Genomic DNA, 26,927 nt, shown 5'->3' on the forward strand with positions numbered 1-26,927 from the left:
ATTTAGATTCAGTTGTGAGCGGGTGAAAACCTTTTCAGATCACCCATAACAATCCCCCCACAGGAAACCGGATTAAAATACAGACAGCACACATATCAACCACAAAAAAAAAGAAGCCATAACAGCTTCTCCTTTCATTCCATCAATGTCTGTCAATAAAATTATTTATCTAACACATCAAACAAGTGAGCCTTCAGAACCTCAAAGTCTGCTGCAAGTTCTGCCGACAAAATAGTCTTAGAAACAACATTTTCAAGTGCTGTAGGAAGAGGGAGTTCAATCTCTAACACTTGTTCAACCACTTCGTTAAATTTAGCAGGGTGCGCAGTGCCAAGGAAGATACCTTTTTCATCTGCAGACATTGTTTGATTCAATGCAAACGCTGCAATTGCAGCGTGGGGTTCAGATAGGTATCCCACATGATGTAGCGCTTTAACTGAATCACTGGTATCAGCTTCAGAGACTCCCACGCCTTTGATATCGGCCAAAGACCAGTTCATCGACTCAACAATTGCTTCAACTCTTGGCCAGTTACTTGGTTCTGCCACATCCATAGCATTTGACATGGTTGCCACTGTTAACTGCGGCGACCACTCACCACTATCAAGGTAACGTGGCACGGTATCATTACTATTCGTCGCAGCCACAAAGCGCTTAACAGGTAATCCCATCGCTTTAGCAAACAAACCAGCAGTTAGATTACCAAAGTTACCACTTGGCACTGCAATAATCGGATCGTCACTGTTACTTTGCTTGTACTGCGCAACAGCCTCAAAATAATAACAAATCTGTGCCAGTAAACGACTAATGTTAATTGAGTTGGCAGAGTTAAGGTGCAAGCCATCACGGATATCGCTGTCTTCAAAAGATTGCTTAACTAAGGTCTGGCATGCATCAAAATCAGCGCTTACTGCAACAGTATGAATATTTCCACCTAATGTAGTGAACATCTTCTCCTGCAACAGACTGATCTTGCCTTTGGGGTACAAAACGACAACATTGATATTATCAAGGCCGTAAAATGCATCGGCAACCGCTGCCCCAGTATCGCCTGAAGTCGCGGTTAGAATGTTTATCTTTTCATCTTTCGCTAACTCATTTAAACACTGCGCCATAAAACGGGCACCAAAATCTTTAAAGGCTAACGTAGGACCATGAAAAAGCTCCAAGCTATAAAGATTTTTGTCTGCTTGCACCAATGGCAGTTCAAAATTAAATGCTCTCTCAACCAGTCGATCAACCGTCTCTTGCCCCAGTTCTGATGCAAGCCAAGCTCCAATGACTTTTTTACTACGTTCAACGAACGGCAAGGCAAGTATGCTATCAATATCTTCTAAGCTAGGGATACTTTTTGGAAAGAAAAGCCCACGATCTTTTCCAAGCCCAAGTTTGACAGCTTCTGTAAAGCTCACGACTTGTGAGGGATGCTTTAGGTTGTACAATTCCATGACTATTTCCTTTAATTCTTTATATCTATTCGCTAATTGCACTTCACTAGGCAAAAGCGTAAAAATCTATTTAGACGCAACGCGCCCCTAAATCATCAATTTTACAAATATGAGAAAAACCCAACTGTGGATCTATATAGTGTTCATCTAACCACTGCTTGGCAGCTTGCGCAGTTTCCACATCATCAGTAATGGTAAACAGAGTCGGGCCGCTGCCGGAGATCCCCGTGGTTAACATGCCTAACTCATTAAGCGCCAATTTGGCTTGCTGATATTGCGGGATCTCTGCGGCGCGGTATGGCTCTGCAAGAACATCTTTTAGTACCGCAATGGCAAGCTTGTCATCTTGCTTATAACAAGCATGTACAAACGCACTTAAATAACGACCAAAATCGATAGCTGTTTGCTTTGAATAATGCTCAGGCATCAAGTCACGCATACGTGCTGTTGATAGCGAAATGCCCGGATATGCAACCACCCAATACCACTGTTTAAAAGTCGGTATAGGTTCGCAAATGGCTTGTGGGGTATCTAGCATTAACTGCATACCACCAAGGAAACAAGGTGCCACATTGTCGTAATGCACTGAGCCACTAATTTTACCTTCAAAGTCGCCCATTAGTTTGAGCACTTGCTGCTCGGAAAAGGGTTGCTCAAAATATTCATTTAATGCCATCAATGCTGCAACAACTGAACTCGCACTAGAACCTAGGCCACTACCAACAGGTAAATTCTTCTCAAGTGTCAGCTTAAGCCCAACATGTTTGCCCAAGTGTTCAAGAAAGAACACTGCGCATTGATAAACAATATTGTCATTTTGATTGGCCGGAAGCTTGTTAGCCCAATGACCAACAACCACCAGCTCAAGCCCTTGATCAGCGCTCTCTACGGTGACCTTATCACCGAGTAAGCTGCCATCAACAGGTGCTAACGCGCCGCCAAGTAAGTCAAAACCCACCCCAACATTGCCCATTGAAGCTGGAGCATAGATTGTTACGCTCATACACCCACCTCACGCGTCCAGTTCAATGTTCTTAAAATATCTGCAAAAGCACCTGCAGCTGTGACATCAGTACCGGCACCATAGCCTCTTAATACAAATGGGATTGGTTGGTAATAACGGCTATAAAATGCCAAGGCATTCTCGCCACCTTTGACACTATAAAGAGGGTCACTCGCATCCACCTCCGCTATTTTCACCTTACAACCTTCATCATCAATCTGTCCGACATAACGCAACACTTTCCCTTCGGCTTTAGCGGTCTCGATGCGTTGTGCGATAGCAGCATCAACAGCAGGTAAATTCGCCATAAAGGTGTCAACATCACCCGCTGCATCAAATGACTCAGGTAAAACGGATTCCACATGTATGTCTGACAACTCAAGCTCCATGCCTACTTCGCGAGCCAAAATCAGTACTTTTCGCGCAACATCCATACCACTTAAATCATCACGCGGATCAGGCTCTGTAAAGCACTTATCTCTGGCAATACTTGTGGCCTGGGATAGCGTCATCCCCTCATCTAACATACCAAATATATATGATAAGCTACCCGATAATATGCCATTAAAGCGCAGCAGTTTATCACCGGCAAATAACAACTTTTTAAGGTTGTCGATAACTGGTAGTCCCGCACCAACAGTTGTTTCATATAGGAATTGACGGCGCTGCTTTAACGCAGTTTGACGCAGCGCACGATAATAATCCATGTCACGAGTATTAGCCTTCTTATTCGGCGTAACTACATGAAGCCCAGCATTCATTATCGCAAGGTATTGATCAGAGACGAACTCACTAGAGGTACAATCCACAAGTACAGGATTAAGTAATTGTTGCTCTTTAGCCCACAGCAGCATCTCTTCAATATTGGCAGCCTGCTCTGTTTCAGCTAACAATCCCTGCCAGTTAGACAAGTCGATACCTTGAGCATCCAATAGCATCTGTTTAGAGTTAGCGATACCGCATACGCGTACGGCAATATGCTGCTCTTTTAACATCTGACGTTGTTGTTTAATCTGCTCAAGTAAACCGGCACCAACATTACCGCAGCCAACAAGGAATACATCTAAATAGTGCTGCACATCGAAGAAAGATTGATGACAGGCAGATATCGCATGTTTAGTTTTTCGCTGCTCGACTACTGCTGAAATAGACCGCTCAGATGACCCCTGTGCAATAGCAACAATATTGACAGTGGCTTGCGCCAACGCTTGGAAGAACTTGGCTGCAACACCTTTATGGGTGCGCATACCATCACCAATTAGAGAGACAATAGCCAATTCGTGACGCATCTCGATAGGCTCTAGTAGTTCACTCTTAAGTTCTAGGTCGAACTCCTGCTCTAACGCATATTTCGCTTTAGCAGCATCTTCAGTAGCAACACAGAAGCTGATACTGTACTCAGATGAACTTTGTGTAATCAAAGAAACTGACACGCCAGAACGAGATATTGCGCCTAATATACGGCTCGCCATCCCTACCATCCCTTTCATACCGGGCCCTGAAACATCAAACATAGTTTGATCATCAAGATTAGAGATAGCTTTTACATTGAGTCCGGTTTCATCAGGCTCATTTGATACTAGAGTACCAACTGCTTCAGGGTTTAACGTATTTCGGATGTAGCAAGGAATGTGGTATTGAGCAATTGGCGCCACTGTTTTTGGGTGTAAAACTTTTGCACCAAAATAGGAGACTTCCATCGCCTCTTGATAACTCATTTGTGAAAGAAGCTTGGCGTCAGCAACTACACGAGGGTCAGTATTGTATACACCATCGACGTCGGTCCAGATCTCACAACAGCTTGCTTCAAGACACGCTGATAGTACCGCAGCTGAATAATCTGAGCCATTACGCCCTAAAGTGACTATCTTACCGTCGCTGTCTCCAGCGGTGAAACCAGGCATAACCCATACATGAGCAACACTCAGATCTAGCGCGCCAAATCGCAGTTTACTTGCTTCAATATCAACTACCGATTCCAACCGCGGACCATGTCCTACTAGAAGAGACTCTGGTTCCAATATCGCAGAGGAGTAATTAGCGGCCTTCATCACTTCTACCATTAATGCAGAAGACAATTTTTCACCGCCCACTAACACTGCAGCCTCAACACTCTCAGGGCACTCATTGAGTAGGCTCATACCGGCAAGCTTATCGCTCCAAAAACTCATCTGCTGCTGCAGTCTATTAGCTAAGTGTTGATTTTGTTCATCAGTTAAAGCGCTTGAAGCTTCACCATACAAAGCAATAAAAACCTGCTCTACTTTGGCCAACACGACTTTATAGTCGCCACCTTTAACTGCAACGTCTACCATTTCAATTAAACCATTGGTAACCGTTGCTGGCGCAGATAATACCACCGCTGTACTTTCTGATTTTGCAGACTGGACTACAATATCGGCTGCTGTTCTAAATCGCTGCCAATTTGCAAGCGAGGTTCCACCAAATTTCATTACTTTCATCGAAAACTCCTTGTACCGCGCCACGTTAAGAAACAAAAAAGCCCGCTCCTTTGTGGGGAGCGGGCTTGATATTTAACTTATATCAGGTTGTGCTTAGCCCGCCCCCACGTTGGTAATCGTGGTGGTTGTAATAATCGTGGTGATCATTATCTGATGGCTAGACATATAAATTAGGTTTAATCCAATTGGAATAATTTGTGTGCTAACAGAATTGCTTTTTAACCAAGAAGTGTCAACCCCTAAATTTTCATTATTGTTATTAATAGCCATTTTCTCGAGTAAACAGCAATAAAGCGCTATAAATAACAATTTGAATAAGCAGTCGTTAATACTCTCTTGCCCCAACAAATGTTACGTTAACGTAAACATAAAGCAGATGCAAACATAAGGCTTTGTTAATAAACAATTTATATACATTTTTAATAATGATAAAATTCAAAATATTCTCACTATAGAGATTACAGTCAACTTTTATAATATAGGCTCATTTTTACATTTTAGCCTCTAGGGCTGAAGCGGAGATCTAGCGCAGTTGCTGATAAAATTAAAAAGCACTATTTATGATATTTAGCTATAAGAGGCGACTAACCCTTTTTATTAAGCCCAATCTATTCCTAATAAAGATGTGGCTTAGGTAGCATAAGTCGATCCAATCTGTCGCAAATTGACACAATCCAAGCTAGAATGCGCGCAAATTACCGATTGGAGCCAATATGAAAATCACCGAAAAATGTGCAGTAAGCATCCATTACCGATTATCAGATGCAAAAGGCCAGCTTGTAGAAAGCTCTTTTGAAGGCGAGCCGATGCTATATTTGCACGGTGCAGAAAATATGATCCCAGGCCTAGAGGCTGCTCTTGAAGGTAAAGAGCAAGGTGACGTACTCGATGTAACTGTAGATGCAGAGCAAGGCTATGGCGCATACCATGATGGTCTATGCCAAGAAGTTCCATTATCAGCTTTTGGTGACATCGAAGATATCGTACCTGGCATGCGTTTCATCGCAGAAACAGAAATGGGCCAACGTCCAGTTCAAGTGACAGAAGTTAAAGATGACGTTGTAATCGTAGATGGTAACCACCCTTTAGCTGGTCAAACACTGAGCTTTAATGTTGAAGTGCTAGAAGTACGCGCTGCGACAGAGGAAGAGATCGCTCACGGTCACATTCACGCAGCGGGTTCTAGCTGTGGCGGACACGAACATTCCCATGAAGGTGGATGTTGTGGTGGTGGCGAGCGCAACCACGAAGGCGGTTGTTGCAGTGACGACGAAACCAAAGAAGCTAAAGAAGGTTGTGATGGCAACGGTGGCTGTGGTTGCAGACACTAAAGCTATCTAGTTCTTTAGACTGATTTAAGGCGCGTTTCATTACAAAAATGAAACGCGTTTTTTTTATGCTCTACACTCTGTAGCATCATTTTGCGCAAAAGGAATTGCCAATGCTATCGAAACCATTTTATGAAGCTTTACCCTACTGCTACATTGCTATCGGAAGCCTCTCACTATTAATTATCGAGCAACCCTTTGCGCAAGGACTAGCAATTATTGTCTTCCTATTAGGCAGCAGAGTTTACGCTCTTCGTTCCAATAACCGCCGCACAGATTCAAAAAAGCGTCGTAAGAAAGGCTGGCTGCCCGCTCAGGTTTATGAACATATTCCTGCTCTGTGTTTTCTAGGTGCACTCTTATCAAGCAAGTTAGACGCCAAAATAGCCCCAGTTGTCGGTCTTTGTCTGTGCAGCTATAGTATGTACATATTTCTTCGACGGCTCAGTTATCGTAAGCATAAAGTTATTCATTCAAGCTACATTTAACTACAAGGTTAGCTGCTTTATCTGCTGACGCTGCTCCTCTGACATATGTTTAAGGTAATTAGAACAGCGAGTAATGGTAGCAATACTGATCTGGTACTCCTGAGCGATTTGTCTCTGGCTCATCTCTTTATGCAGTAAGGTTTGAAAAACCTTTAATCGCCCAGCAACGGCACTGCGCTCCTCTTCAGTCAACAACAGTTCAAACAGCGTAACAAGCGCGCTATGATCATTTTGCGCCATAACTTTATCTAAAACTAAATCCCACTCTGCGCGCATATCTGCCTCAATGGTGTACTAGTGCATCATTACATTAAGTTTATCAGGATTCGATTGCCAGTCACGCATTTTGATACAACAAATATATGCGCCGTATCACACTCAATTGTAACTAAGCGTAATTTTGTTCAAAAACGATTGTAGTCAGCTAGCCAAAAGTAGGTACAATGTGTGCAACAAGTCGCATAACATAATAAAAACGTGAGAGTAACCATGAAAAAATCATTGAAGATGAGCCTTATCGCGCTAGCAGCAACAGCAACTATAGCTACCTGTGTACAAGCCAACAATTTTAAAGAAACTGACGATGCTATTCATTATCGTCAATCCGCTTTTGGAATGATTGCCTATAACTTTGGTGACATGGGCGCAATGCTCAAAGGTAAGAAAGACTTTGATGCCAGCGTATTCGCCATGCGCGCAACAAATGTAGCCGCTCTTTCAAAGCTACCACTTGAAGGTTTTGTCAGTGGTTCAGATAAAGGTGAAACTGAAGCACTTGCAAAGATCTGGAGTGATAAAGCGGATTTTGATGCCAAAATGAAAACTTTCCAAGAAAATGCTGCGGTACTAGCTTTAGCTGCAGAAAAAGGCGACAAGAAAGAGATCAAAAAAGCCTTTATCAATACAGGTAAAAGCTGTAAAGGTTGTCATGACGTTTACAAGAAAGACTAATCACTGTGAAGATTAGCCATTAAAAAAGCCAACCATTTTAAGGTTGGCTTTTTTATAGCAACGCCGTTATATGCATTACTGTTAGAGCATGTCGATCACAGGTAACATAAAGTAATTCAAGACCAGAGCGCCAATGACCAAGGCAATCACAAATGCTTTTAACAATGGGGCGAATGATAATGGCTTGACCTGCGACTCTGGTAACTGCTTATATCCACTGAACATAGCGGCAAGGATCTTATCCCCTTTTATCATATGTACGCCAACAGCGAGCACATGTATCGCTGCCAATATCAAGAGTAGATCGAAGTTCTTCTTATGTAACCAAGTCAGCCAAGATGCAGTATCACTGCTCACGGTTGCGTATAAGGGTCCTTCAGTAAAAATCTCATCAGTCGCAAATAAGCCGGTCACAAGTTGCACTGACACAATACCAATTAAGGCTATAACCATATAACCGCCCACTGGATTGTGCCCTACAGAGGCAGAAATCCCCTGCTGTTTTGTTTTATGCAGGTATCTAAGCACTTTTCTAGGAGAGTGAATAAACTGACTGAACTTTGCCGTGTCACTTCCAACAAAACCCCACAGCAGCCTCACGCCAATTAAGATCATTAAACTGTAAGCCAATAGCTGATGCCATTCCATCTCGCCAGACTCTGCTGTCCACCACAAACCACCAAGCAGGCACAGCATTCCCCAATGAAACAGCCGCGTTGGAATGTCCCATACTTTAACTTTGACAGTATTTTGCGTCATCGATGATAATTCTCAAAAATTAATTGGTCTTTTGTGAGCATTATATATTGAGCTGAGGGTAAGAGCTATGGGGTTATTTAGGCTAAGATTTTTTGTGAAACGGCTAATTGAGTGAGCCCTTATCCATTCAAATATGAACCTGTTTCTCGGGGTTTTCAAGGAAATTTTGGCAGTTATTGACTATATTTGTCTAAGTGATCAAATAAAAAGCGAACGATTTAAAAGACAGTGTAAAACGTGATTTAGATCACGACTTTCGTTAGTGAGATTGTTAGTCTGAATTCAAGGAAACAACAAAAGGTTCGACATATGATAAAGATTACTAGCAAGCACTTCGAAGTTACTGAATCTATCCGCGAACGTATTGAAGCAAGATTAGCAAAATTAGCACGACACGATGTGCAGCTTATTAATCCACACGTAATCATTCTACAGGAGAAACAAGGTTTTAAGATTGAAGCTTCTGTCGGCATCCCAAGTGCCAAGTTATTTGCCCAGGCGAAACATGAAGACCTATATGCAGCAATCAATGCAATGGGACAAAAGCTGGAGAAACAGCTAAATCGCCTAACACACAAACCAGAAAGCCAACGTCATGCAACACTTAAAAGAGAAGATGATGCCATTGATGACGGTTTTGACGACAACATAGAGGAGGAATACGCAGCTTGATTTCATTATTAACTTTTGTCCAAAAGCGCACCTCTGGTGCGCTTTTTCTTACAAAGTTTTCAAATAGCCCAAGTTTTGATTGACAGTAAACCTTCTCCGCTTTAGTTTAATTCCATGAACAAAATCCAAACTGCGTTTTTTACTTTCTTTTTTATGCCCCCCACCCTCGGAGGCGGAATTTCGGTGTGAAAACGAAAGTGAAAATTCCAAAGCCTCCCACACGGGAGGCTTTTTTGATTCTAAGCGCACTAAATAAGATGTAGAGGCACTAATGAGCAAACCACAACCTTTAAACCACACTCGAGAACAGATAACGTCTCTCGACAATGATCTTTTAGCTCTGCTGGCTAAACGTCGAGAATTAAGTTTAGATGTTGCTCGCAGTAAAGAAGTGGATATTAGACCTATACGCGATACGATCCGTGAGAAAGAACTGCTTGCTCGCCTCGTTAAGCAAGGCCGCGAACAAGGGTTAGATGCGCATTATGTTATCTCGCTTTATCAAAGCATTATTGAAGACTCTGTACTGAACCAGCAAGCCTACTTACATGGCCGCGCCAACCCACAAACTCAACAGCAACAATATTGCGTCGCTTATCTTGGAGCTAGAGGCTCATACTCCTATCTAGCAGCAAGCCGATACTGCGACAGACGCCAAGTAGAAATGCAAGATTTAGGTTGCCAAAGCTTTGATGAGATAGTGCAAGCGGTTGAATCTGGCCATGCAGATTATGGCTTTCTGCCAATAGAAAATACCTCTTCAGGTTCAATCAACGAAGTATACGATGTTCTGCAACACACAAGTTTAGCCATTGTCGGCGAAACTACCATTGAAGTAGGACATTGTCTGCTAGCGAAAAGTGGCACTAATATCAATGATGTAAAGACTGTTTATGCTCACCCACAACCCATTAGTCAATGCAGCCGATACCTGAGTCAGCATGGTGATTTAAAGCTAGAGTATTGCTCTAGTAGCGCTGAAGCAATGGATATGGTTTGTAATGCTCAAGATAACAGTGTTGCTGCGATTGGTAGCAGTGAGGGCGGCGCTTTATATCAACTTGAGGCTATCGAGAGTGGCCTAGCCAATCAAAAAATCAACCAAAGCCGTTTTATCGTTGTCGCCCGTAAAGCTGTTGATGTTCCTGAGCAGTTACCTGCAAAATGCACCTTGATTATGGCCACAGGACAAAAGCCAGGCGCCTTGGTCGAAGCTTTATTGGTGTTAAAGGCTAGAAACCTAAACATGAGCAAACTAGAGTCACGTCCAATACCAGGTACTCCGTGGGAAGAGATGTTCTATCTAGACATCGACGCTAATCTTTCAAGTGAACCAATGCAAGCTGCTCTAAAAGAGCTAGAAAGAACCACACGCTTTATAAAGGTATTGGGCTGCTACCCATGTGAAACGGTTAATCCAACACAACTGACCAATAGCCAATTAATGATTGAACCTAGCACATCAAAGGTAAGCACTATAGCGAGCGCAGCATCGACCAAGGAGAAACGCTATAGTAAAGAGTATAAAACCCAAGCAACCGAGGTAGTTTGTGGCCAGCTCAACATAGGTAACAACCATTTAGCCGCCGTTGCTCAACTGCATTTGCCTTTCGAAATTACCGCGTTCGAGCAACGTGCCAAAACACTAAAAGAAGCTGGATTCCAAGCGGTAGTGATCCAAGGTTTAAGCCAGCAAAGTGAACTGCTTGTATCACTCTCTCAATTTAAAAAGACCTTAGATCAGTTTGGGCTCGTATGTATTTTAATGGTTGAACATGAAACTGATTTAGCCGTAGCAGCTCAGCTAGCTGATGCGATTATATTATCAGGCACGCAAATGTATAACCAAGCAATACTCACTCAGTTAGGGTCATTGTTACTGCCTGTCATCGTTGAACGCAATACCATGGCCAGTGTCGATGACTTGCTAGATGCTGCTGAAGTGGTATTGAGTCAAGGTAATCAGCAATTGGCGCTATGTGAGTCAGGTGTAAGTACCCTGAATAACTCAGGCAAGCCGTCACTAGATTTAGCGGCCTTAGTACAGCTTAAAACAGCTAGCCATCTACCTGTACTGGTCAACCCTAGCTACGCGGTCGAAACTGCGCAGCTAGCAGGCTTTAGCACCGCAATTAGGCAACTAGGTGGCGATGGCATCATAGTCAATCTCGCCAACGTTGAACAGGCAGGTAATAGCGAAGAGCAACAAACACTACTTAACGATCTACTCAACAATTTATACCGCTAAAAACCGCTAATATTAACGGCCGTAAGCACTTATGCTCACGGCCGTTATCGTGTTACATCGTGCCTTTATCTTCGGCATTACTCTTATCAATAAGACGAGGAATCGTTGTACCTTGAACCAAGATGGAAAATACTACCACGGCGTAGGTCATCACCATCAATAGCTCTCGCAAATCAATACTTCCCCCAGATGCCAACATCACACCTGTAGGTAAACTCATCGCCATAGCTAAAGCTAAGCCACCTCTCAGCCCCCCCCAAACTAGAATTTTTTCAGCAAAAGAGTTGTAATGTTTTACTCGCCGAAAAGCCAAATATGGCAAGTAAACACTCACTGAACGGCCTAGCAGCACAATAGGGACTGATAACAACATAAACCACCAAAGCTCAGCATCGAAATCAATAAGCAGCAATAATAGACCTAACAACAAGAACAGCAGTGAGTTAAAGAAAGATTCAATCAACCCCCAAAAACTCTCTAGCGTTACGCACTCGTTCTTTTTAAGCAATTTAGGAATACTCAAATTACCAGCAATAATCCCTGCCGTGACCATGGCTAAAGGCCCTGAAACGCCAATCATATCTGCAAGCACATAACCAGCAGTGGGCAGCAATAGAGTCATCAACAGATACTGGGTTTTGTCTTCAGAGAAGCCCAACATAAAATGTAAGCCTGCGGCGAGAATAGCACCATAAATGACGCCGCCAACCGCTTCTTGTAAAAATAGACCAGCAATACCCGTGACCGTCAACGGCTCAGTGGAAAAGGCAACCTGTGAGATTGCAACAAAAATCACTAAGCCTATACCATCATTAAACAATGACTCGCCTTCAACTTGAGTGGCGATATCTTCAGGCGCACCGAGTTGCTTGATAATAGCCAGCACTGCTATCGGATCGGTTGGTGATATAAGTGCCCCAAACAACAAGCAGTAGCTAAGTTGCAGCGGTAAACCTAATAAACTGGCAACCCAATAAAGCACACCGCCAATAACAGCCGTCGAGATAAGCGTGCCAACAAAGGCTAGAATGAATATCTCCCAGCGCTGCTTTTTAAGTACCTGCAGTTTTATTTGCAGCGCGCCAGCGAACAGCAAAAAACCCAGCATTCCGTTAAGCAACAGCGCTTTAAAATCTAGCTGTTCGAGATCTGTTACCAAACTTGAATAAACCGATACCCCAAAGATCTTTCCTGCCGCTAAGATGAGTAGGCTCAACAATAAGGCTAATGCAGTGATGGTAATGGTTTCTTGCCATCGGTGTAAGCGGGAAGATATTAGTGAAATAACTAAAGAAAGCGCAGATAGCAGACAAAGGATTTCATAACTGGTCACAGGCAGTACTCATAAATTAACGCTAGGCAATGGAAAGGTTAAATACAACGACCTTCGATTAGGCTCAACCAGCCTTTAAAAATCCGGCCACTAAACCACACAGCACCAGCAACATAGAGTGTTGTACTTAGCCAAGGTTGATTACTTAAGTAGCCGACGGCCATAACCAGCAACATACTGATAATTGACCACCGCTGCCATCTAAGATGGGATGCCAGCATAGAGCTTAGGGTATTTGGGCGTTGGTTTAAGTTAATACATAAGCTTAATACTGCGGGGAGTAACACAATTGGGAAGCAGGCCATTAGCCCGTAGAGCATATGAGCAAGGCTTTTGTCTTCTAAAGGTAAAGCTTCAGTATGCGTTGTTGATACCATATTCCACTCCACCAAAAAAGAAAAGGCAGGCGTAAATTACATCACGTCCTGCCTTTAACCTTACTTTCTCATTGTGAGTTTCGCAACTTTCACTACTGATTTATTTGGAATTACTTAACATTCTTTACTGAGCATCGCTTAAAGTTCTAGCGTGACGTTAGACTTTAACTTAGTTGAGCAAGCCAATACGTAGCCTTGTGCTATCTCATCTGCAGTCAATGACATTTGGCTGGTTGATTCAGTTTCACCCTCTACAACCTTACATTTGCAAGCACCGCAGACACCTGAACGGCATGCAGCAATAATAGGTAGACCTTCGGCCTCAACACCATCAAGCACAGTTTGCTCACTAGAAAGTGCCCGGGTTCTGTCGCCAATTTGTAACATAAAGCCGTTCTTTTCATCACTTACAGCAACCTCTTTTGCCGCTGCAAGCTCACCAAGATCGCCTTTAAAGGAACCAAAGCTTTCTTGATTAAACTGCGCCATATTGAAGTTTAATGATTCAAGTAGTGCTTTGACTGCCACCATATAAGGCTCAGGACCACAAACAAATACTGTGCGACTCTGAAAATCTGCAACAAGGCGCTGTAAATTGTCAGCTGATAACCGTCCAGCTTCAGCATCGACATAAGCGCATGGCTCATTATCTAGAGTCTCTAACAGATAGTTAAGTTTAAACTGCTCACTGCGATCAGCCATCTGCTCAAGCGATTGCTTGAAAATCAGATCTTTAGTTGACTTAGCACTATGTAGAAAAGCGATATCAGGGCTAATTTGAGTATCAGCTAACCATCTAGACATCGAGTACATCGGCGTGATCCCGCATCCAGCACTCAAAAACAGGTATTTTTCAGCTTCGATATCGATCAGGTTAAATGCACCATCAGGCCCTAGCGCGCGAACAACATGACCAACATCTAGGTTGTTAGCAAGATAGTTAGAGACTTTACCGCCTTCGATCTGCTTAACTGTAAGCACAATCGAAAATGGCCGAGATGGTGATGAGCTGATGGTGTAGCTGCGACCGATTTTCTCACCATTAATCTCTAACAATAACGTGAGGAACTGCCCTGGTTTAAAGTGAAACTTTACCGGTTTGACACCTTGGAAGCGAAAACTGATGACATCGTGCGTTTCATGCCACTTTTCAACACAAACCAATTGATGTTCGCCAGCCTGCCATTTCTCAGCGGTAAAAGGGGCATTGGTTTGCCTATTGGTACTATTAGTCATATCACTTTAACCTAGTCAATATTACTGATATAAAAATGGCCACATATGAGTGGCCATTTTTACTAACTCATCACCGCCTAAACGGGCAGTTACGCCACGTTTAGAATGCGATTAAGATCCGCTTCTACAGTTGTTGTAGTACGCAGTCCAAACTTCTCTTCTAACACGTTAGCTAAGTTTGCCGTTAGGAACGCTGGCGCCGTTGGGCCAGTCAAAATGTTCTTCACGCCAAGAGACAGTAACGTAAGCAATACCACAATCGCTTTCTGCTCAAACCAAGACAGTACCAAGGTCAAAGGAAGCTCATTGATGTCACATTCAAATGCTTCTGAAAGTGCGATTGCAAGTTGGATTGCTGAGTAAGCATCGTTACACTGACCAATATCCAGTAAACGTGGGATACCGTTGATATCACCAAACTCAAGTTTGTTGAACTTGTACTTACCACAACCTAAAGTAAGGATCAGTGAATCATCAGGCGCTTGAGTAGCTATATCAGTGAAGTAGCCACGCTCCTCTTTATCACCGTCACAACCACCAACCAAGAAGAAATGCTTAATAGCACCACTCTTCACATTATCAATCACGGTTGGTGCCGCAGCCATAAGTGCGTTACGAGCAAAGCCTATAGTGATTAGATGGGGGATCTCATCATAAGCAAAACCTTCTAAAGCCTCAGCTTTAGCGATAACAGCACTGAAATCATCACCGATAATGTGACTAACACCAGGCCAGCCAACAATACTACGAGTGAAGATTCGGTCTGAATAATCGCCCACATTAGGGTCGATAATACAGTTAGAAGTCATAACTACAGCGCCAGGGAAAGTCGCAAACTCTTTCTGTTGGTTCTGCCATGCACTGCCGTAGTTACCTACAAGGTGTGGGTATTTTTTCAATTCTGGGTAAGCAAGTGCTGGTAACATTTCACCGTGAGTGAATACGTTGATGCCCTTACCTTCAGTTTGTTGCAAGATAAGCTCTAGATCTTTCATGTCGTGACCAGACACTAAAATCGCTTTACCTTTTACAGATTTGGTATTCACTTGAGTTGGCTCTGGGTGACCAAATGCATGAGTCTCGCCTTCATCCAACATCGCCATTACGCGATAGTTTAACTGACCAATTTGCATTGCGGTTTCAAATAGCTTGTCGCCATCAACTGAATCTTCACCAAGGAAAGCCATGATTTCGTGGAATTCACCAGCAACTTCATCGTTGGTTTGGTCAAGTACGCGAGCGTGCTCCATGTAAGCTGCAGCGCCTTTAAGGCCGTACAAGCAAAGTAAACGTAAACCCATGATATCTTCATGGACTTCATCTTTACCACGGTTAGGTGCAGCTTGAAGTGCTTGTGTTAGCATCTCAGGTTTAGTTGTGCCTAGTACCAACTGCATTGTTGCTGTTGGTAATTTAGCTTCAATATTTAGCTCTGAACATTTTGCTTCGTAAGCTGTTTGTAGACGGCTACGGAAAGTGTTTGCTTGCGCTGTGTACTCAATAATACGATCATCATCGAAGTTAACGTTAGTTAACGTCGCAAAGAATGCCTTTGGCACAAAAGTATCAATCTCGTGATCGATAACACCAACTTCACGTGCACGTACCGCGTATGCAGATACACCTTGAAGAATGTAAATCAGAAGATCTTGTAGATCTGATGTATCAGACGACTTACCACACATACCTTGAGTGTAACTACAGCCATTGCCCGCAGGCGTTCTAATTGTTTGCTCACATTGAATACAAAACACGACACTTACTCCTAATACTTAATACATGTATATAATTTGCATCTTTAAAGCTAAGTCTACGCCGATTGAAAAATTGCAAAAGCACTTTTTATAGACAAAGACTAAAACTATGAAAGAGATCACCTTAAGCGAACGCTAAATTATAAAGATCGACTGATATTTGACTGATATCAGCCATGGATAAGAATCAACCTAATAACGACTCTCATTCCAGTATTTTTAAAGTAAAGAAGCTTGGTTCGATTTGGTCATTGATTTTTAATTGGTGTATTTTTTAGGGGACGAAGTGGACAGTTTTAGAATGCTAAAAAACCAAAAAGGAGCCGCAGCTCCTTTTATCTCTCATAAAACCAAACTTGGTTAGCCTGTTTTCATGTCATTCACTGATTGCAGCATCGCCCGACTTTCACGTTGGAACTGCGGTGCAAAGTCACCAAACCACTTTGCAACCTCTTCGAACTGCGTAACAAACGCCTCTCGATTGCCAGACTTTAGGATCTGCAATGCCTGTGAGTAATTATCAAGGTAATCACTGATAGCAACTAAGCTTTCCTCTTGAGCAAAGATGATGTCAGCGTAGAGTTCTGGACTCTGGGCAAACAAACGCCCAACCATCGCCAATTCTAAACGGTAAATAGGCGAGCTAAATTGCAACAGCGACTCAATATCGGCTTCCTCTTTATATAGGTTAAGCCCATAAACAAATGAAGAGAAATGGCGCATTGCCTGCACAAGCTGCATCGCTTTATCATGCTTTTCAGGCTCAGCTTCTACAATGCGTGCGCCCCAGATTTTAACCTGTTCGATAAGCCACTGGTATTCAGACTCACCACGACCATGACAAACCACAACAACCTGCTTAGCAAGGCTACCCACATCAGGACCAAACATCGGGTGTAATCCCATAACTGGACCACTATGGGCTGCTAACATAGCTTCAACAGGCGCACTCTTAATTGAAGTTAAGTCTGCAAGAATACAGTTACTCGGCAATTGAGTCAGCTTAGTGGCAATCAATTCACAGGTAATATTGATAGGCACGGTTACAATAACGAGACCAGCGCCGTCGAAAATTGTTTGGCTATTGACCCAATCGTCTTTATCTAATGATTTAACTTCATAGCCAGATAATGTAAGCATCTGCGAAAATAAACCGCCAAGCTTACCTTCACCACCAACAATAACCACATGCCCCAAGTCAGCTTTGACTTGCTTAAAGCCAACATCCTTTTCATTAAGGTAAGATTCGCGCATTAAACGGCGTAAAATATCTTCAATAAGTTGCGGCGCAACGTCCATCGCTTGTGCTTCTGCGCGCCTTTTAGCTAACATATTCGCTTCGCGTTGCGGCGCATAGATAGGAAGGCCAGCACCGTGCTTTACGGCGCCTACTTGCGCTACTAAATCTAAACGTTTTCTGAGTAAGTGCAGTAATTGCTGGTCAACGCCATCAATCAAGCCTCTTAGGTTTTCAAGCTCTGCAGTGGTCTTCTCGTTCATGACTCTCTCTTCCATCAGCCGTTTGCTACTTTCAGCATATCAAACCTTGTAGGCAATACAGAAGCTAAGTCTGCCGCGCCACTGCGCAATAATGTTTCGGTCGTCTGCCAGTCAATGCATGCATCAGTCACTGACACGCCGTAAGCCAGCTCATTAACCGGTAAATCACTACTCTGCTTGCCTGCATTAAGGTGGCTTTCAAGCATTACACCAATAATCGACTGGTTGCCATTAACAATTTGCTTGAATACATCTTCACACACTGGCGTCTGCTTATTATGGTCTTTTGATGAGTTACCGTGACTACAATCAACAACTAAACGCGCATTCAGTTTTGCGGCATGTAATTGCTGTTCACATTCAGCGACACTCGCAGCGTCGTAGTTTGGTGCTTTACCGCCACGCAAAATCACATGGCCATCAGGATTACCCGCAGTTTGTAACAGAGCGACCTGACCCTTTTGGTTAATGCCCATAAAGCGGTGGCTGCTTGCTGCAGATTCTAACGCGTTTATTGCTACCCCTAGCTTACCGTCAGTACCATTTTTAAAGCCAACCGGCATCGATAACCCTGATGCCATTTCACGGTGAGTTTGCGATTCCGTTGTACGTGCACCGATAGCCGACCAAGTGATCAACTCTGACATGTACTGTGGGCTTATAGGATCTAACGCTTCAGTGGCAACCGGTAGTTCTAATTCAGCAAGCCAAATCATCAGTTCACGGGCTTTACGTAAGCCTTTATCAACATCGAATGACTCATCCATATCTGGATCGTTGATCATCCCCTTCCAACCTACGGTGGTGCGTGGCTTTTCAAAGTAAACTCGCATTAACACATAGAATTGATCACCTAGTTCGTCGTGGAGTTTTTTAAGTTTCAGAGCGTACTCTTTTGCAGCATCAATATCGTGGATCGAACAGGGCCCAGAGATCACCAACACTCGATTGTCGCGCTTATGTACGATATCCGATACCGTTTTACGCGCATTAATTACATATTGACTAGCATGAGCAGATAATGGCAACGCAAGCTTCAACTCCTCTGGAGTCACTAATACTTTTTCTGAACTAATATGAACGTTGTTTATTGTATCTTGTTGCATGCTTATCACCTGATTAAATTTGTTACTGCTGCAAAGCAAATTATCTGAATTAACGCCTGATTAAACCAACCAAACTGTAACACTGTACTGCTACACCATTACACTTTAAGAGCACTATGCCAGCGAGCAATACTAAGATCAAGCAGCAAATTCAATTAATGAGCATTTTTGTTGTTAGTTTGACTCTTCGGTGAGGTTTGAACATCAAAAGCACGCATTACTTATGAGTATTTAGAAGAGAAAGAGGCAGAAGTATAAATCGTAGCCAACAAAAAACCGCCATATAGGCGGTTTCTCGTGCGAACACTGCATCTTTTTTTAGCTAAACTAATTATTACTAAAAAGTAATTACTTAGTTGAAAGCTTCTCACGGATACGTGCAGACTTACCTGAACGTTCACGTAGGTAGTAAAGCTTAGCACGACGAACACGGCCGCGACGCTTAACTTCGATGCTAGAGATGATTGGGCTGTGAGTCTGGAACGCACGCTCAACACCTTCACCATTAGAGATTTTACGTACTGTGAATGCAGAGTGAACGCCGCGGTTACGCTTAGCGATTACAACGCCTTCAAACGCCTGTAGACGCTCTTTACCGCCTTCTACAACACGTACTTTTACAACTACTGTATCACCGGCACCAAATTCTGGTACGTCGGTTTTCATTTGCTCTTCGTTGAGCATTTTGATGATGTTATTCATTAAATAAACTCCATACTAGTAATAACTGCGCTTCGACTAAGCATCTTGTTTGATGTCGTCAACAAATTCAGCTAAAAGCTGCTCTTGTTCGCCAGTCAGAGCTAGATTTTCAAGTAATTCTGGTCGTCTTAACAAAGTTCTTCCGAGACTTTGTTGCAAACGCCAGCGTCTAATATGTTCGTGGTTGCCACTTAGTAACACGGCTGGAACATCCAGCCCATCCATACTTTCAGGACGCGTATAGTGGGGGCAATCCAGTAAACCGTCAGAGAAGGAATCCTGCTCTGCCGAAGCTTTCTTTCCTAGCACGCCAGGAACAAGTCTCGATACTGAATCAATCAAAGTCATCGCCGGAAGTTCACCGCCCGAAAGCACGTAATCTCCAATTGACCACTCTTCGTCCACTTCAGTTTGTATAATGCGCTCATCGACACCTTCGTATCGTCCACACACTAAAACCAAACTGGATGATTTTGCTAACTCTTCAACGCCTTGCTGTGTCAGCTTACGGCCTTGAGGAGAAAGGTAGATCACCTTTGCCTCTTTTCCAGCTGCAGCTTTCGCTGCATGGATGGCATCACGTAGAGGTTGCACCATCATTAACATGCCAGGGCCACCACCGTATGGGCGGTCATCCACTGTCTTATGTTTATCATGGGTGAAATCACGAGGATTCCACGTTTGCATCTCTAGTAATCCTTTACTAACTGCACGACCCGTTACACCAAAGTCTGTTACGGCACGAAACATCTCCGGAAACAGGGTTACTACCCCTAACCACATCTGCTCTACCTCGACTTAAAAGTCCGGATCCCAATCCACTAAAATCTGTTTTGCCGTCAAATCCACCTTTTGGATGAACTGTTCGGTAACAAAGGGGATCATTCGTTCCGCTTTGCCAAAGCCATCTTTCGCGTTAGCTTTAACTAGGAGTACGTCATTTGATCCTGTTTCCACGATCTCCTGAACTTTACCCATGTTATAGCCTTTGGTATTCACCACTTCACATCCGATAAGATCTCGCCAGTAGAATTCATCTTCTGGTAAAACTTCCATCTGTTCAGGGGTAACGGCAATCTCACAATTTGTAAGAGCCTGAGCCTGATCCCGTGTTTCTACGCCTTCAAGACAAGCGACTACCGCTTTACCTTGCATACGCCACTGGAGGACTTTAACCTCACGCCATTCGCCTTGCTCTTTTAACAACCAAGGAGAATAATCAAAAATACCTTCAACAGAATCGGTATAGGTAGTGATCTTCAACCAACCTTTAATGCCGTGACTTGAACCTAATTTCCCAAGTACGACGGGTTCTTGTTTACTGCTCATCAATCTATACCTTAACGCTATTAAGCAGCTGCTTTACGAGCGTCTTTGATCAATTTTGCTACACGGTCAGATGTAGCAGCACCGTTAGAAACCCAGTGCTCAACACGGTCAAGATCTAAGCGTAATGCTTCTTCTTGGCCACGAGCTAATGGGTTAAAAAAGCCAACGCGCTCGATGAAACGACCGTCACGGGCGTTACGGCTGTCAGCAACAACGATGTTATAAAATGGACGCTTTTTTGCGCCGCCACGAGCTAAACGAATGGTAACCATGCGTTTTGTATCCTCTAATGATTTGCTTTTTATCAAGCAAAAATAAAAACTGAAACTCCGTGTTCGCGGAGAGCCCCAGATAGAAAGCCGGCAGATTTTACCTGACTGACCGGCGAATGCAACCGTAATCGACGTTTATTACGCCAAAAACGATTTGCAGGCTAGAATGAAAACTCATTCTAGCCTGCAAAATTTTGTACAGGACGTTTAATAATAGACTAGCGGCCCGGCATTTTCATACCCGGTGGTAACATACCGCTCATACCACGCATCATCTTTTTCATGCCGCCTTTTGATGACATTTTTTTCATCATCTTCTGCATTTGAGTAAATTGTTTAAGTAAACGGTTTACATCTTGAATTTGTGTCCCAGACCCCATAGCGATACGACGCTTACGTGATCCCTTAATAATATCTGGACGTTGACGCTCACCGGGAGTCATTGAGTTGATAATGGCTTCCATTTGTCCGGTCATCTTACCGTCTTGAACTTGAGCAAGCGCTTCTGGTGGCAGTTGACCAACACCTGGCAGCTTCTCAATCATGTTCATCATGCCACCCATGTTCTTCATCTGCTGCAGCTGCTCACGGAAATCTTCTAAGTCGAAACTACCGCCCTTTTTGACCTTAGAGGCAAGTTTCATCGCCTTTTCTTGGTCAACGCCGCGCTCGACCTCTTCAATCAGCGATAATACATCGCCCATACCAAGAATACGCGAAGCAATTCGGTCTGGGTGGAAAGCTTCAAGCGCGTCGGTTTTTTCACCAACACCCAAGAACTTAATCGGCTTACCGGTAATGTTACGAATCGATAATGCTGCACCACCGCGAGCATCACCATCCACTTTCGTCAGTACAACACCCGTTAGCGGTAGCGCTTCATTAAAGGCTTTAGCAGTGTTAGCCGCATCTTGCCCCGTCATGGCATCAACCACAAACAGAGTCTCAACAGGGTTTACTGTCGCGTGAAGGTCTTTAATTTCGTCCATCATCGCTTCATCAACGTGTAAGCGACCTGCCGTATCGACAATCACTACATCAATGAATTTAAGCTTGGCATGGGCAATCGCAGCTTTTGCAATATCAACTGGCTTTTGGCTGACATCAGATGGGAAGAATTCTACTTCCACTTCTTCAGCTAAGGTTTCGAGCTGCTTGATTGCGGCAGGGCGGTATACGTCAGCACTGACAACCAATACAGATTTCTTTTCTCGCTCTCGCAAAAACTTTGACAGTTTAGCGACACTGGTGGTTTTACCCGCACCTTGCAGGCCGGCCATCATAATCACTGCCGGAGGTTGAGCTGATAGGTCCAAAGCCTCATTGGCTTCGCCCATCGCATTTTCTAGCTCACTCTGGACAATCTTAATAAACGCTTGTCCTGGACTTAGGCTTTTAGAAACCTCTTGTCCGACAGCACGCTCTTTTACGCTATTAACAAATTCGCGCACAACCGGTAAAGCGACATCAGCCTCAAGCAGGGCCATACGAACTTCGCGCAAAGTATCCTTAACGTTTTCTTCCGTTAAGCGACCACGGCCACTGATATTCTTCAGCGTACGTGACAATCTGTCAGTTAAGTTCTCAAACATTATCCAGTTCTTTACCGTTTTAAATTGATATTGATGGGCAGTATTATAGCGATGCCCAGATATTATGCTACTCAATGAGCCAAGTAACTTGCCTTACATTAGCCCTATCGACGACATTTTATGAAAAAACTGACCTAAGACATAGATTCAGCCTATTTTTGCAACCAATGTCACTGCCCAAATAACCCAAGCTCATGTTAATCTAACCACTGGGTTAGTGTGATTAAAACCCTAGGGCTTATGAATAGAAACTTGTACGTTACGATTTGTGATTCAGTAATTTAACTTATGGATGAATCAAGTTAATATAGATAGCGTTTAGTCTGCTTTGACTTTTGGTTAGGGCCAACAAGCTAATACAACAATTAGCTCACAATTAATAGGTTAATACTCAATGGTTATTTTTTCAGCTTCAGCCATGTTTTTTTACAGTATTGCTTTGGTTCTCGTCGCGACTCGCCTTTTTCACGCTGATGGACCAAACAGGAAGTTAGTTGCGGGCGTAGCAGCCATCGGTGTTGTGCTACACGCAGCTGCACTGTCACAAGCCGTATTTACAGGCAATGGGCAAAACTTTAGCCTGACCAATGTCATCTCTTTGGTGAATTGGATTATCACCTTTAGCTTTACCATATTACTGTTTCGTCTCAAGGTTATCGTAGTGGTACCTGTGGTTTATGCCTGCTCGGTGATCTCTGTCGCCCTTTTATGGCTTGTTCCACCAGAATACATCACCCACTTTGAGATCCACCCAGATGTATTAGTGCATGTTGTATTGTCATTAATGGCATACAGTGCCTTGATGATTGCAGCACTTTATGCAATCCAATTAGCCATCATTCAACACCGACTAAAGAGCAAGAAGCTGGTTATGACGTCTGCAATGCCGCCATTAATGACGGTTGAAAAGCAGCTTTATCACTTAGTGATTGTCGGCGTCATCCTATTAAGTTTAGCACTGGCAACGGGCTTCATATTCCTTGATGACATGTTCGAAGAGGGTAAAGGCCACAAGGCTATTTTGTCTATCCTTGCATGGTGTGTGTATATAGGCATGCTAGCGCAGCAATATTGGGTCGGTTGTAAGATTAGAACAGCCGTAGCGTATACCCTAACTGGTGGAGTTTTACTATCACTCGCCTACTTTGGTGCCCGTATTGTGAAAGAGTTGATCCTCGGTTAATTCCATTCTCGTCAGTTGGCTCAATCGATTCAGCATTGAGCCAAACTTGACATGTTTTCGAAATATCTGTAATTACTAATTTTTTACGGTTTTAATTAATCCACAGCGGAGCTCCAACTTTTGGACGAAATATCCACTGGCGTACTGTTATCTGTTCTGTTCGTCTTGATTTTACTTTCAGCCTATTTCTCTGGGTCTGAAACAGCCATGATGAGCCTTAACAGATACCGTTTACGTCATTTGGCATCAAGCGGCCATAAAGGCGCTATACGCGCGACAAAGCTACTTGAACGCCCGGATAGATTGATTGGACTTATCTTGATCGGTAACAACCTGGTTAATATCCTCGCCTCCTCTATAGCAACTATTATCGGTCTGCGCTTATTTGGTGACGTAGGTATTGCGATCTCTACCGGTGTATTAACAATGGTAGTGTTAGTTTTCGCCGAAGTGACCCCTAAAACCTTTGCCGCTCTGCACCCGGAACGTATCGCATTTCCGTCTAGCCATATTTTACGATTACTACTAGTCGTGCTGCTGCCATTTGTAAAAGCGGTCAACCTGATTACTTCTGCCGTGCTACGACTGCTTGGTATCCGTTCAACCAAGACTTCTGATGCACTAAGCCAAGAAGAGTTGCGCACAGTAGTACACGAAGCTGGAGCATTGATCCCAAGACGTCACCAAGAGATGTTACTGTCAATTATGGATCTGGAAAAAGTCACCGTTGAAGATGTGATGGTGCCACGTTCAGACTTGTACGCGATTAATATCAATGACGAGTTTAAAAGCATTAATAAACAGGTGATTCAAAGCCCGCACACTCGCGTATTGCTTTACCGAGATACTGTTGACGACGCCGTTGGTTTTGTTCATCTACGCGATGCTCTGCGGCTGCAATCTAAAGGCCAATTTAGTAAATCTTCACTTTTACGTGCCGTTAAAGAGCTTTACTTTATCCCGGAAGGTACGCCACTGAATGTGCAATTGAGCAACTTCCAGCAAAATAAAGAACGCATTGGCCTCGTCGTCGATGAGTACGGTGATATTCAGGGATTAGTCACCCTTGAAGATATTCTCGAAGAGATTGTTGGCGATTATACAACCTCGATGATCACCACTCCGAGTGAAGATATTAACGAACAACAAGATGGTAGCTTCCTGATTGAAGCAAGCATCAACATTCGTGAACTTAATAAAGAGATGGAATGGCAGTTTCCAATTGATGGTCCTAAAACCCTTAACGGCTTGATATTGGAACATCTCGAAGAGATCCCAACGGTTAAAACCAGTATGCGCATTGCTGGCTACCCCATTGAGGTGATAGAACTGGGCGATAACATGGTGAAAACGGTGCGGGTGCTGCCTCAGCACTATGCACAACCAAAAGCTTAACTAGAAACGCTAACCGAATGGTTAGCGTTTTTTTATAATTTACTTGGCTTTTTTCGCAGCTTCAAGTGCTCTGCGTTTATCCCGCGCGATTGGCGTAATCTCCGCTAACAACTCTTTTTCAAGACCAAGCTTAAAATAAACTTCTGCCATCAAAAAGAATGGTCCAATTAATAACTGATTCAAGTCATCTACAAAAGCCGGTTTTGCCTTTTCATATTTATGACCGATAAACTGAATGACCCAACCTACAACAAAGGTGGCTACGGCGAGGTAGCCCGCACCGTCATATTGAGCAACAATACTAGAGGTATAAAGCACTGGAATAATGAACAAGGTCAGACCAAACGCCAATTTTGCGTGCAACATGAAGTAATACCCCAATACCAATACCGCAAAAATAGTTGCCACATTAAAGCTAATAACGGGATCATTAAATACTGCGAAGTTGATTGGAATAAGATTAAAGCCTACAAATGCTGACCAGATGATCAGCGGCACCCCAAAAAAATGCGTTTTTATATTACTGGGGTTTAAGTGCACACTTTTATAAGTCGATAGCTGCTCTACAGCGGATTTCATTTTTATATCTCCATACAGGGTTAAGTCTAATTATAGTTATTATTTAACTTATCCTTAACCTAAAGGATTTTGCTCTCTATTAATAGAGCAAATATTCAAAGCACAACCTAGCTCGCCTCACTTTCACCAATGCTACAACAAAACAACGAGCAAAAAACTAATCCAGCTAACTGCAAATCAACTTTTTACAAACTAAATGATTGTTCTACACTCAATAAATGAAACCATACTTTTTATCCCTTTATAGGAAGAGTTGATATGCTCCCGCTAATCAAGTGCGCTCAGCCAGGCGTTTTATCTAACCCCTCTACGCATGTAGAGTACCTCACCTTCTGTTTAAAAAATCAGACTACAGCACGAGAAGAAAAGATTGCGGACTGTTTAGCCGCAATTAATGGTATTGAAAAATCAATTAACCAAAAGGATTTAACGGCAGAACTCAGTATGTCGATTGGATTTTCAGCCAATGCATGGCCACAACTGTTTTCATCATCTCCCATGCCGGCAGAGCTACATCCGTTTAAAGAGATGAGTGATGATGGCCGCCTTTTCCCTGCCACTGGCGGTGATATATTTGTCATGATCAAATCCGAACGTATTGATCTTAACTTCCAAGCCGCTAAATACATAATGAAAAGCTTTAGCCAACTAGCAACGTTGATTGAGGATATACAAGGTTATAAGTATTTAGATAACCGCGATATGATCGATTTTGTCGATGGTACAGAGAATCCAACCGGTGAAGAACGCGCCCGTGCGGTACTCGTTGCAGAAGACCAAGAGCTGCATCAGGGCGGTAGCTACTTACATGTACAACGTTATGTTGATAGACAAATAGATTGGGATAAACAGAGCACCGAGTATCAAGAGCAAGTTGTAGGTCGCACCAAAATGGATAATGTAGAATTAAGTGACTTGCAAAAGCCCGCGTGGGCACACAATGCTAAAAGCAAAGTCGAAGTCGATGGCTTAGAAGTGAAAATGCTTAGACAAAATAGACCCTACGGCAATGCACTAGAGCATGGCACCATGTTCATTGGCTTCGCGGCAACACCGAGTATTATTGAGACCTCTCTTAGCCAGATGATCCACGCAGATGAAGATGGTCACTATGATCGGTTATTAGATTTCGTCGATGCTAAAACTGGGGCCTTATACTTTGTCCCTTCTAGAACATTTTTAGATCAGTTTGATGATGAATAGGTCATTT

The 26,927-nt window shown here is 43.2% G+C and carries 25 protein-coding genes and 1 other annotated feature; of the genes, 8 read left to right on the forward strand and 17 right to left on the reverse strand.

Annotated elements, in window-relative coordinates; translation table 11 throughout:
- Positions 1–161 precede the first annotated feature (161 nt).
- The 3 genes from thrC to thrA form a co-directional block, all read right to left on the reverse strand.
- Positions 162–1,448 carry a threonine synthase gene (thrC, locus tag AB4135_RS00210; protein WP_371989283.1) on the reverse strand — a complete coding sequence of 429 codons (1,287 nt, stop codon included), beginning with the start codon at positions 1,446–1,448 and terminating at the stop codon, positions 162–164.
- A gap of 70 nt (positions 1,449–1,518) precedes the next feature.
- The gene (gene thrB, locus AB4135_RS00215) at positions 1,519–2,451 is read right to left on the reverse strand and encodes a homoserine kinase (RefSeq protein WP_371989285.1); all 933 of its coding nucleotides are present in this window, start codon (positions 2,449–2,451) and stop codon (positions 1,519–1,521) included.
- Positions 2,448–4,913, reverse strand: coding sequence for a bifunctional aspartate kinase/homoserine dehydrogenase I (thrA, locus tag AB4135_RS00220; protein ID WP_371989287.1), 2,466 nt, complete (start codon positions 4,911–4,913; stop codon positions 2,448–2,450). Before thrA ends, thrB begins: the two co-directional genes overlap by 4 nt.
- A gap of 713 nt (positions 4,914–5,626) precedes the next feature.
- Here thrA and slyD point away from each other — a divergent pair.
- Together slyD and AB4135_RS00230 are read left to right on the forward strand one after the other, a co-directional pair.
- Positions 5,627–6,244: a peptidylprolyl isomerase gene (gene slyD, locus AB4135_RS00225; RefSeq protein WP_371989289.1), complete on the forward strand. Its 618-nt coding sequence runs from the start codon at positions 5,627–5,629 to the stop codon at positions 6,242–6,244.
- Positions 6,245–6,354: 110 nt separating this feature from the next.
- Positions 6,355–6,729 (forward strand): hypothetical protein, encoded by a 375-nt coding sequence (locus AB4135_RS00230; protein WP_371989291.1) that lies wholly within the window; start codon positions 6,355–6,357, stop codon positions 6,727–6,729.
- Here AB4135_RS00230 and trpR read toward each other — a convergent pair whose 3' ends face one another.
- A complete protein-coding gene (trpR, locus tag AB4135_RS00235) occupies positions 6,730–7,005 on the reverse strand; it encodes a trp operon repressor (protein WP_371989293.1) in 276 nt (91 codons plus the stop codon).
- Between the two features lie 225 nt (positions 7,006–7,230).
- Between trpR and AB4135_RS00240 the strand changes: the two genes are divergently transcribed.
- Positions 7,231–7,680, forward strand: a complete 450-nt coding sequence (locus AB4135_RS00240) for a cytochrome c (RefSeq protein WP_371989386.1) — start codon at positions 7,231–7,233, stop codon at positions 7,678–7,680.
- 81 nt (positions 7,681–7,761) lie between these two features.
- Here AB4135_RS00240 and AB4135_RS00245 read toward each other — a convergent pair whose 3' ends face one another.
- Entirely contained in the window at positions 7,762–8,439 is a 678-nt protein-coding gene (locus AB4135_RS00245; RefSeq protein ID WP_371989295.1) for a cytochrome b/b6 domain-containing protein, read from the reverse strand.
- Between the two features lie 309 nt (positions 8,440–8,748).
- Here AB4135_RS00245 and hpf point away from each other — a divergent pair, with 309 nt between their 5' ends.
- Both hpf and pheA read left to right on the forward strand, forming a co-directional pair.
- Positions 8,749–9,111 (forward strand): ribosome hibernation-promoting factor, HPF/YfiA family, encoded by a 363-nt coding sequence (hpf, locus tag AB4135_RS00250; RefSeq protein WP_220738953.1) that lies wholly within the window; start codon positions 8,749–8,751, stop codon positions 9,109–9,111.
- Between the two features lie 119 nt (positions 9,112–9,230).
- Positions 9,231–9,349: a sequence feature (Phe leader region), on the forward strand.
- 33 nt (positions 9,350–9,382) lie between these two features.
- Positions 9,383–11,359 (forward strand): prephenate dehydratase, encoded by a 1,977-nt coding sequence (pheA, locus tag AB4135_RS00255; RefSeq protein ID WP_371989297.1) that lies wholly within the window; start codon positions 9,383–9,385, stop codon positions 11,357–11,359.
- Positions 11,360–11,411: 52 nt separating this feature from the next.
- Here pheA and AB4135_RS00260 read toward each other — a convergent pair whose 3' ends face one another.
- The 11 genes from AB4135_RS00260 to ffh all read right to left on the reverse strand — a co-directional run bounded on the left by AB4135_RS00260 (position 11,412) and on the right by ffh (position 22,560).
- Positions 11,412–12,692, reverse strand: coding sequence for a cation:proton antiporter (locus AB4135_RS00260; RefSeq protein ID WP_371989299.1), 1,281 nt, complete (start codon positions 12,690–12,692; stop codon positions 11,412–11,414).
- Between the two features lie 38 nt (positions 12,693–12,730).
- Positions 12,731–13,069, reverse strand: a complete 339-nt coding sequence (locus tag AB4135_RS00265) for a hypothetical protein (RefSeq protein WP_371989301.1) — start codon at positions 13,067–13,069, stop codon at positions 12,731–12,733.
- Positions 13,070–13,207: 138 nt separating this feature from the next.
- Positions 13,208–14,305, reverse strand: a complete 1,098-nt coding sequence (locus AB4135_RS00270; protein WP_371989303.1) for an FAD-binding oxidoreductase — start codon at positions 14,303–14,305, stop codon at positions 13,208–13,210.
- Positions 14,306–14,394: 89 nt separating this feature from the next.
- Positions 14,395–16,059 (reverse strand): hydroxylamine reductase, encoded by a 1,665-nt coding sequence (hcp, locus tag AB4135_RS00275; protein ID WP_371989305.1) that lies wholly within the window; start codon positions 16,057–16,059, stop codon positions 14,395–14,397.
- Positions 16,060–16,419: 360 nt separating this feature from the next.
- A complete protein-coding gene (tyrA, locus tag AB4135_RS00280; protein WP_371989307.1) occupies positions 16,420–17,559 on the reverse strand; it encodes a bifunctional chorismate mutase/prephenate dehydrogenase in 1,140 nt (379 codons plus the stop codon).
- Positions 17,560–17,573: 14 nt separating this feature from the next.
- Positions 17,574–18,665 (reverse strand): 3-deoxy-7-phosphoheptulonate synthase, encoded by a 1,092-nt coding sequence (locus tag AB4135_RS00285; RefSeq protein ID WP_371989309.1) that lies wholly within the window; start codon positions 18,663–18,665, stop codon positions 17,574–17,576.
- A gap of 348 nt (positions 18,666–19,013) precedes the next feature.
- Entirely contained in the window at positions 19,014–19,367 is a 354-nt protein-coding gene (rplS, locus tag AB4135_RS00290; RefSeq protein ID WP_020913791.1) for a 50S ribosomal protein L19, read from the reverse strand.
- A 36-nt stretch (positions 19,368–19,403) separates the two neighbouring features.
- Complete coding sequence (gene trmD / locus AB4135_RS00295) at positions 19,404–20,150, reverse strand: tRNA (guanosine(37)-N1)-methyltransferase TrmD (RefSeq protein WP_371989311.1); 747 nt, start codon at positions 20,148–20,150, stop codon at positions 19,404–19,406.
- A 15-nt stretch (positions 20,151–20,165) separates the two neighbouring features.
- The gene (gene rimM / locus AB4135_RS00300) at positions 20,166–20,696 is read right to left on the reverse strand and encodes a ribosome maturation factor RimM (RefSeq protein ID WP_020913793.1); all 531 of its coding nucleotides are present in this window, start codon (positions 20,694–20,696) and stop codon (positions 20,166–20,168) included.
- Between the two features lie 20 nt (positions 20,697–20,716).
- Positions 20,717–20,968, reverse strand: coding sequence for a 30S ribosomal protein S16 (gene rpsP / locus AB4135_RS00305; RefSeq protein ID WP_044556030.1), 252 nt, complete (start codon positions 20,966–20,968; stop codon positions 20,717–20,719).
- A gap of 218 nt (positions 20,969–21,186) precedes the next feature.
- Entirely contained in the window at positions 21,187–22,560 is a 1,374-nt protein-coding gene (ffh, locus tag AB4135_RS00310) for a signal recognition particle protein (protein ID WP_371989313.1), read from the reverse strand.
- A gap of 394 nt (positions 22,561–22,954) precedes the next feature.
- Between ffh and AB4135_RS00315 the strand changes: the two genes are divergently transcribed.
- Complete coding sequence (locus AB4135_RS00315) at positions 22,955–23,743, forward strand: inner membrane protein YpjD (protein WP_371989315.1); 789 nt, start codon at positions 22,955–22,957, stop codon at positions 23,741–23,743.
- A gap of 120 nt (positions 23,744–23,863) precedes the next feature.
- Positions 23,864–25,138 carry an HlyC/CorC family transporter gene (locus AB4135_RS00320; RefSeq protein ID WP_371989316.1) on the forward strand — a complete coding sequence of 425 codons (1,275 nt, stop codon included), beginning with the start codon at positions 23,864–23,866 and terminating at the stop codon, positions 25,136–25,138.
- Between the two features lie 39 nt (positions 25,139–25,177).
- Here AB4135_RS00320 and AB4135_RS00325 read toward each other — a convergent pair whose 3' ends face one another.
- On the reverse strand, positions 25,178–25,717 hold the full coding sequence (locus AB4135_RS00325) for a DUF962 domain-containing protein (protein ID WP_371989318.1): 540 nt from the start codon (positions 25,715–25,717) through the stop codon (positions 25,178–25,180).
- A gap of 258 nt (positions 25,718–25,975) precedes the next feature.
- On the opposite strand from AB4135_RS00325, the gene AB4135_RS00330 reads away from it, so the two are divergent.
- Positions 25,976–26,920, forward strand: a complete 945-nt coding sequence (locus tag AB4135_RS00330) for a Dyp-type peroxidase (protein WP_371989320.1) — start codon at positions 25,976–25,978, stop codon at positions 26,918–26,920.
- The last annotated feature ends 7 nt before the right edge of the window (positions 26,921–26,927 follow it).

The organism is Shewanella sp. 10N.286.54.B9 (assembly GCF_041468565.1).
Classification (GTDB): Bacteria; Pseudomonadota; Gammaproteobacteria; order Enterobacterales; family Shewanellaceae; genus Shewanella.